At 68.2% G+C, this 415-nt stretch carries 1 protein-coding gene; it reads left to right on the top strand.

What is annotated here, in order from left to right; genetic code table 11:
* Window positions 1-271 precede the first annotated feature (271 nt).
* The coding region (locus AC066S_RS39690; RefSeq protein ID WP_478272046.1) for a WGR domain-containing protein at window positions 272-415 on the top strand (144 nt) is incomplete at its 3' end.

Genomic DNA, 415 nt, shown 5'->3' with positions numbered 1-415 from the left:
GATGTACCCGCACCACAAGGACCGTGCCAAGATGATCGCCGTGGCCAAGCAGGGCCGCCAGCAACTGGTGGAACAGATGGCCAAGGAGCGGCAGGAAATCGCCGCTGCGGCCGAGCCCGCGGCGCCACCGGCGGAAGGCGCCGGCCTGCCGCCGGGCAGCCGCTGACCGTTCCCTCTCCGCTCCGCCCCGGCCCGCACGGGCCGCCATACCTACCCGCGGTCCCGCACCGCAGCCCCTTGAGGCGCATTTTCCGAAAGGATTCACGACTTCATGCGACGTTTCGAACTGATCGAGGGAAACTCCAGCAAATTCTGGGAAGTGGAGCAGGCAGGCTCCGATTTGAACGTCCGGTGGGGCCGCATCGGCACCGCCGGCCAGAGCCAGACCAAGCCGTTCGCGGATGCCGCCAAGGCC

This window comes from Bradyrhizobium sp. CFUWI (genome assembly GCF_056429085.1).
This window is presented reverse-complemented; position numbering and strand designations above follow the sequence as displayed.